Annotated in this window: 3 protein-coding genes; all 3 read left to right on the top strand. The window is 73.6% G+C overall.

The features are described from left to right. Positions 1–1,028: 1,028 nt before the first annotated feature. A complete protein-coding gene (locus ACFWEE_RS11140; RefSeq protein ID WP_386888316.1) occupies positions 1,029–1,301 on the top strand; it encodes an acyl carrier protein in 273 nt (90 codons plus the stop codon). Beyond that, positions 1,279–2,142 (top strand): thioesterase domain-containing protein, encoded by an 864-nt coding sequence (locus ACFWEE_RS11135; protein WP_386888315.1) that lies wholly within the window; start codon positions 1,279–1,281, stop codon positions 2,140–2,142. The genes ACFWEE_RS11140 and ACFWEE_RS11135 overlap by 23 nt, the downstream gene beginning before the upstream one ends. 344 nt (positions 2,143–2,486) lie before the next feature. Beyond that, a partial coding sequence (locus ACFWEE_RS11130; RefSeq protein WP_386888314.1) for a beta-ketoacyl synthase N-terminal-like domain-containing protein occupies positions 2,487–6,481 on the top strand: 3,995 nt, incomplete at its 3' end.

Here is a 6,481-nt window from a genome sequence, read left to right as displayed (position 1 = left end):
GGGCCGCCCCCCCGGGGGCGGGCCGGGGGGCGGGGGGGGGAGCCGCCCGCGCGGCGGCTCCCCGCACCGGCTCGTGAGGGCGGATCCCGGCGCCGGTGAGAGGCGGACGGTGCGAAGGGCGCGCCGTCCCGGCCGGTGCCGAGTCGACGGCCCACGTCGCGACGGACGGCGCCGGCGCGGCCCGGGGCGGCGGATCGCGGGGTGGTGCCGACTGGGGTGCTCCGGGTGGCCGGCGACGGCACCCTCTCGACGTTTCCGCTGTTCATGGGCGTGTTCCCCTGTGCCGTGGCCGGTACCGGACGCGGTCCCGTCCGGCTTCCACGGGACCTTTCCGCGTCAGGTCCCGCCTTCCTGCGGTCCGGCGGATCGGGCCTGCGGTCGGCCGGCGGGCCGCGGTCGGCAGGGCGTGGACAGCGGGTCGGGGACGGCGGCACGCGGACGGCTGGGTGTCCGTCCCCCGTCCCCGTCGCCTCGCGTCACCTCCCCGGGGCACCGCGTTTCCCGCGCCCGCGCACCGTCCCCGCCGGTGCCCCCGGACGGTGCGGGGCCGCTGTTTTCGTACAGGCATAAACCATTCCTCCGGGAGTCGGAAGCAGGCGATCGGTTATCCCGGAATTGGTGATTCCAGAATGGCGCCGGCCGCGCGCGCTCTCGGGCAAACGTGAGCTGTCACACAAAGGAAAGGCGCGGCCTCCATTTGTGGAGAGCGGACGTTCTCACCGCCGGATTCACGGAAACCAGCCACTCGGTGGCCGGAAAAAATCGTTGGGTTAGCGTCGATCCCCTGGATACCTAAACTTAACGCGATGCCTCTTGGCGGTGGCGCGGTGCAGTCATATTGTTCTTGTGCCGCCACCGGGGGGATCACCCCCTTGGTCGGCCGGTATTCGTAACGGCGGGGCGGAGCCTTGTCCGCTTGGCCGTTCTGTGCCATTTCATGGTTTTCCCCGGCGCCGCTGACGCGGTCACGCGTACGTGGTGCCGGGCCGTCAGCTCGGGAACCAGCCCCGTCACCGGAAGGAATCATCATGCCCGCAGTGAGCCCGCTTGAGGCGCAGCAGTGGCTGATCGAGAAGATCGCGCACCGCCTCGGCACCGAGCCCGCCGGGGTCTCACCCGAGATGTACTTCGACGAGATGGACCTCGACTCCACCGAGGCGCTGATCCTCGCGGGTGAGATAGAGAGCTGGCTGGGCTTCGAGCTGAGCACCACCACCCTCTGGTACCACCCGACCGTCAAGGACCTGGCCGCTCACCTCGCCGAGGAGAGTGACAAGCATGCGGCGCCCGCGCAAGCCTGAACTACCCCTCGTCCACCGCCTGAAGGCGGCGGCAGAGGAGCGGCACACGGTGTACCTGGTGCACCCGGGGGCGCTGGACGCCTCCGTGCACGGCAACCTCGCCGACGCCCTCCCCGACGGGATCGGGCTGACCGTTCTGGACCTGGGGGGCGTCGCCGAGTACTGGCAGGCGGCCCTGACCGGGGGACACGCCGACACCACCCTCGACGCGCTCGCCGCCCGCCTGATGACGGCGGTGGGCGTCGGAAGCGGTGACGGCCCCTACCTGCTGGCCGGATGGTCCTTCGGCGGGGTGGTCGCGCACGCCATGACCGCCCTGGCGGCCCCGCGGCGCCGGCCCTCCCGGCTGGTCCTGCTGGACAGCATCGCCCCCGTCGACGCGTACAAGCACGACGACGACGCGCTGGAACCGTCCCTGCTGCTCAACTGGTTCGCCATGTACCTCGGGGCGAAACGCGGCCGGCCGGTGCCGGTCGGGGAGGAGCAGCTGGCGGGCCTGGGGACGGAGGACGGGCTGAAGGTGCTGCTGGAGGCGGCGATCGCCGCCGAGGTACTGCTCCCGTCCACCCCGCTGCCGGGCCTGCGCAAGCTCTACGACACCTACGTCGACGGCCTGCTCCGCAACAACCGCCTGACGCTCCCTCACCGTCCGACACCGTCGCCGGTACCGGTGGTGCTCGTACGGGCCGACCGGGGACTCGTCCCCGGAGACCGCGGGATGGGCTGGGAGTCTCTCGCACCGTACGGACTCGACGTCCGGGAGTGCCCCGGTGACCACTACACGATGCTGCTGCGCTCCGACGCCGCGACCACCGTGGCGTCCCTGCTGACCCAACCCTGAACACGGAACCTCACCGGACCGGTGCGGCCCGGTCGACCTGACCCGGACCGCACCAGCCTCTCCGGACCACCCGCGACCGCCCGCTGACCAGGGCGGCAGGGCCCAAGGCCCGCGGATCCCACGCGACATGGCGGCAGCCCCGTCCGTCGCGCGCCCCGCCATATCTCTGCCCGCGCCACCTCGCACGACCCGCTTTCCCCGCCCGCACACCTGCGGTCCCCGACACCGGGGCCGCCCGTCCCTCGGGCGTACCTCCAGCACCTCCATGCCCTTCCTCCTCCCGCCGAGGCTGGGCCATGTCTTCCTGCATGTCTTCCTGCCCCGACTCCTGGAAGAGCCTCGCTGTGAACGTTCAGGATCCCGACCTCGACCGCCGCCTCGCCCGCGACCCCATCGCGATCGTCGGCCTGTCCGCCCTCTACCCCCAGTCCCGTGACCTCCGGGAGTTCTGGGGCAACGTCGCCGCGGCGGCCGACTGCCTCACCGACGTGCCCGACACCCACTGGGACGTCGACGAGTTCTACGACCCGGACCCCACGGTGCCGGACAAGACGTACGCCAAGCGCGGCGGGTTCATCCCCGACACCCCCTTCAACCCGCTGGAGTTCGGGCTGCCGCCGAACACCCTGGAGGTCACCGACGTCCTGCAGCTGCTGAGCCTGGTCGTCGCCCGGGACCTGCTGAAGGACGCCGGAGCCGAAAAGCCCTGGTACGACGCTTCGCGCACCGGCGTCGTCCTCGGCATCACCGGCGCCAACCAGCTCACCCAGCCCCTCACCGCGCGCCTCCAGAGCCCCGTCCTGAAGGAGGTCGTGCGCAGCTGCGGCCTCACCGAGCGCGACGCCGAGGAGATCGCCGCCAAGTTCCGCAAGGCGTACGCCCCGTGGGAGGAGAACTCCTTCCCCGGCATGCTCGGCAACGTCGTCGCCGGCCGTATCGCCAACCGGATGGACCTCGGCGGCATCAACATGACCGTCGACGCGGCATGCGCCAGCTCGCTCGGCGCGGTCAAGGCGGCCGTCAGCGAACTGCTGGAGCGGCGCGCCGACACGATGCTGGTGGGCGGCTGCGACGCCGAGAACACCATCTTCATGTACCTGTGCTTCAGCAAGACCCCGGCGCTGTCCAAGGCGGGCCGCATCCGCCCCTTCGACGACGACGCCGACGGCACCCTCATCGGCGAGGGCATCGGCATGCTGGCCCTGCGCCGCCTCTCCGACGCCGAACGGGACGGCAACCGCGTCTACGCGGTGCTGCGCGGCATCGGCGCCTCCTCCGACGGGCGCTTCAAGTCCATCTACGCGCCCCGCAAGGAGGGACAGGTCCTGGCCCTGGAGCGGGCCTACCAGGACGCCGACTGCTCGCCCGCCGACGTGGAGCTGTTCGAGGCGCACGGTACGGGGACGGCCGTGGGGGACGCCACCGAACTGTCGTCGCTCGCCGCGGTCATCAACGCCGCCACCGACGAGCGACAGTACGCGGCGGTCGGCAGCGTCAAGTCGCAGATCGGGCACACCAAGGCCGCCGCCGGCGCCGCCGGCATGATCAAGCTGGCGCTGGCCCTGCACCACAAGGTGCTGCCGCCCACCATCAACGTCGACCGGCCCAACTCCGCCGTCGACTTCGAGAACGGCCCCTTCTACGTCAACTCCCGCCTGCGTCCCTGGATCAAGACTCCGAAGCGGCCCCAACGTCTCGCCGCGGTGTCGTCGTTCGGGTTCGGCGGCACCAACTTCCACGTGGTGCTCGAGGAGTACGGGCAGGGCGAGGACCTGAAGGTCATGTTCCCCGTCGCCCGCGTGCACCTGTGGCACGCCCCCGACACCGACGCCCTGCTGCGGGCCCTGGAGTCCGGCGCCGCTCCCCAGGGCGGACCCGCCCCGCAGGACCACGCACGGGTGGCGTTCGCCGCCCGGAGCGACGAGGACGCGGCGGCGCTGCGCGAGCTGGCCGTCCGCGAGCTGCGGAAGCGGGCCGCCGAGACCGCCTGGTCCCACCCCAAGGGAGTGCACTTCCGTCGTACGTCCGCCGGTGCCGAGGAGATCGGCCGCGTCGGGGCGCTGTTCGCCGGACAGGGCAGCCAGTACGTCGAGCCGGGCCTGACCGCCGTCCTCGCGCTGCCGCCGCTGCGCGCCGCCTTCGACGACGCCAACCGGCCCTTCGCCGGCGAACTCCCGCTGTCCGCCGTCGCGTTCCCCCCGCCCGTCTTCGACGCCGCCGCGACCGCGGCGCAGGAGGACGCGCTGCGCGCCACCCGCTACGCCCAGCCCGCCATCGGGGCGCTCTCCGCCGGCCAGTTCCGCTACCTCACCGGCCTCGGCTTCGACCCGGCCGGCTGCCTCGGACACAGCTTCGGCGAGCTGACCGCCCTGTGGGCGGCCGGAGCCCTGGAGGACGACGCGTACTTCACCCTCGCCCGCGCCCGCGGCGCGGCGATGGCACCCCCGGCCGAAGGCGCCGAGGGTGCCGCGGGCACCGACGCCGGGGCCATGGCCGCGGTCAGCGCCCCGGAGGAGCGGGTCGCGCAGCTGCTCGCCGCCCTCCCCGACGGCACCGACCTGCGCGTGTGCAACCGCAACGCCTCGGACCAGATCGTCGTCGGGGGCGCCACCGCCGCCGTCGAGCAGCTGGTGGCGGCGGCGCAGGCCGCCGGGGTCAAGGCGTCCCGGCTGCCCGTCTCGGCCGCCTTCCACACCCCCTACGTCAGCCACGCCGTGGAGACCTTCCGCGCCGACGTCGACGCCGTCGGGGTGGGCGCGCCGCGCCGCGCCGTGTACGCCAACACCCGCGGCGCCTCCTACGGCGACGACACCGCAGCCAACGCCCGCATCCTCGCCGAACAGCTCCTCAACCCGGTGGACTTCGCCGCGCGGGTGGAGGAGATGTACGAGGCGGGGTACCGCACGTTCGTCGAGTTCGGGCCGAAGGGCGTCCTGACCCAGCTGGTGCGCCGCGTCCTGAAGGACCGCCCGCACACCGTGCTGGCCACCGACGCGGGCCCCGGCCGGGACGCGGACGTCGCGCTGAAGCAGACCGTCGCCCAGCTCGCCGTCCTCGGCCTGCCGCTGCGCACGGCGGACGACTACGTCGCGCCGCCGGTGGAGCGCGAGGCCGTCAAGGGCATGTCGATCCTGCTCAACGGCATCAACTACGTCTCCCCGCAGCGCAAGGCCGCCTACCGGGACGCCCTGGAGAACGGCTACCGGGTGCCTCAGGTGGTGACGGGCCCGGCCGGGGGACCGTCGGCCGGACCGGTCCCCGCGACGCCGTCCGTACCCGCCGCCGCGACACCGCTCGCCGCGACGACGCCGTCCGCGCCGGTCGTGCCCGCCGCCGTGAAGCCGTCCGCGCCGGTCGTGCCCGCCGGACCGTCCGCTCCCGTCGCTCCGTCCCGCGCCCCGGCAGCGCCCGTACCGGTGGGTGCCTCCGCCGGGTTCGCCCCCGGTGGCACCGCCGCCACCGCCACCGCCCTCGCCGTCCGGCCGGACACGTCAGCGGGGCGCGTGGCCGTCGCCTCCGCCCCCGTGGCGTCGCCCGCCCCGGTGGCCGCACCCGCTCCGCTTCCCGCCGCCGCCCATGTCGCCGCGCCGCTCGCGACCACCGCGCCCGCACCCCTCGCCCAGGAGGCCACATCCGTGGACAACGACCACCTGGCCGGCGTCATCGCCGACCACCTGGCGCTGCACGACGAGTACCTGAGCGGACAGCTGGACAGCGCCCAGCGTCTCGCCTCCCTGCTGGAACGCGCCTATGAACAGGGCAAGTTGCCGCAGGTGCTGTCCGGTGTGACCGCGGTGAAGGATCACAGCCTGGCCATCGGCCGCACCCACCTGCACGCCCACGAGATCCTCAGCCGCCTCGCCGGGCTGGAGAGGGGCGCGGTCTCCGCCGCCCCTGCCCCCGCCCCCGCCGCCGCGCCTTCCGTACCGGCGGCTCTGGCTCCCGCACCGGCGGCTCTTGCTCCCGCGCCCGCCGCCCCGGTGGCGCCCCAGCCGGTGACGGCGCCGCAGCCGGTGGCGATACCCGCCGCCGCGACGGCCGCCGCACTGCCCGCCCCCGCCCCGGTGCTGCCGACGGTGCCGCAGCAGGCCGGCGGCTCCACCGCCGCGGCCCCCGCGCCGACGGCCACGGCTCCCGCCCCGGCCCCTGTCCCCGCCGTCGCACCCGCCGCCGGTCCGTCCGCCGACGAGATCGCCGGGGCCCTCCTCGACGTCATCTCCGAGAAGACGGGTTATCCGGCGGAGATGCTGGAGCTCGGGATGGATGTGGAGGCGGATCTCGGGATCGACTCCATCAAGCGGGTGGAGATCATGGGTGTGTTGCACGAGCGGTTCGCCGC

The sequence above is a fragment of the Streptomyces sp. NPDC060184 genome (assembly GCF_042728795.1).
Classification (GTDB): domain Bacteria; phylum Actinomycetota; class Actinomycetes; order Streptomycetales; family Streptomycetaceae; genus Streptomyces.
Note: the sequence above shows the minus strand (reverse complement) of the source record. Positions and strands in the feature narration are given on the sequence as shown.

Bases quoted from the DNA above. Each gene is read 5' to 3' on its own strand.
- ACFWEE_RS11135 (WP_386888315.1), top strand. From the start codon at position 1,279: ATGCGGCGCCCGCGCAAGCCTGAACTACCCCTCGTCCACCGCCTGAAG.
- ACFWEE_RS11140 (WP_386888316.1), top strand. From the start codon at position 1,029: ATGCCCGCAGTGAGCCCGCTTGAGGCGCAGCAGTGGCTGATCGAGAAG.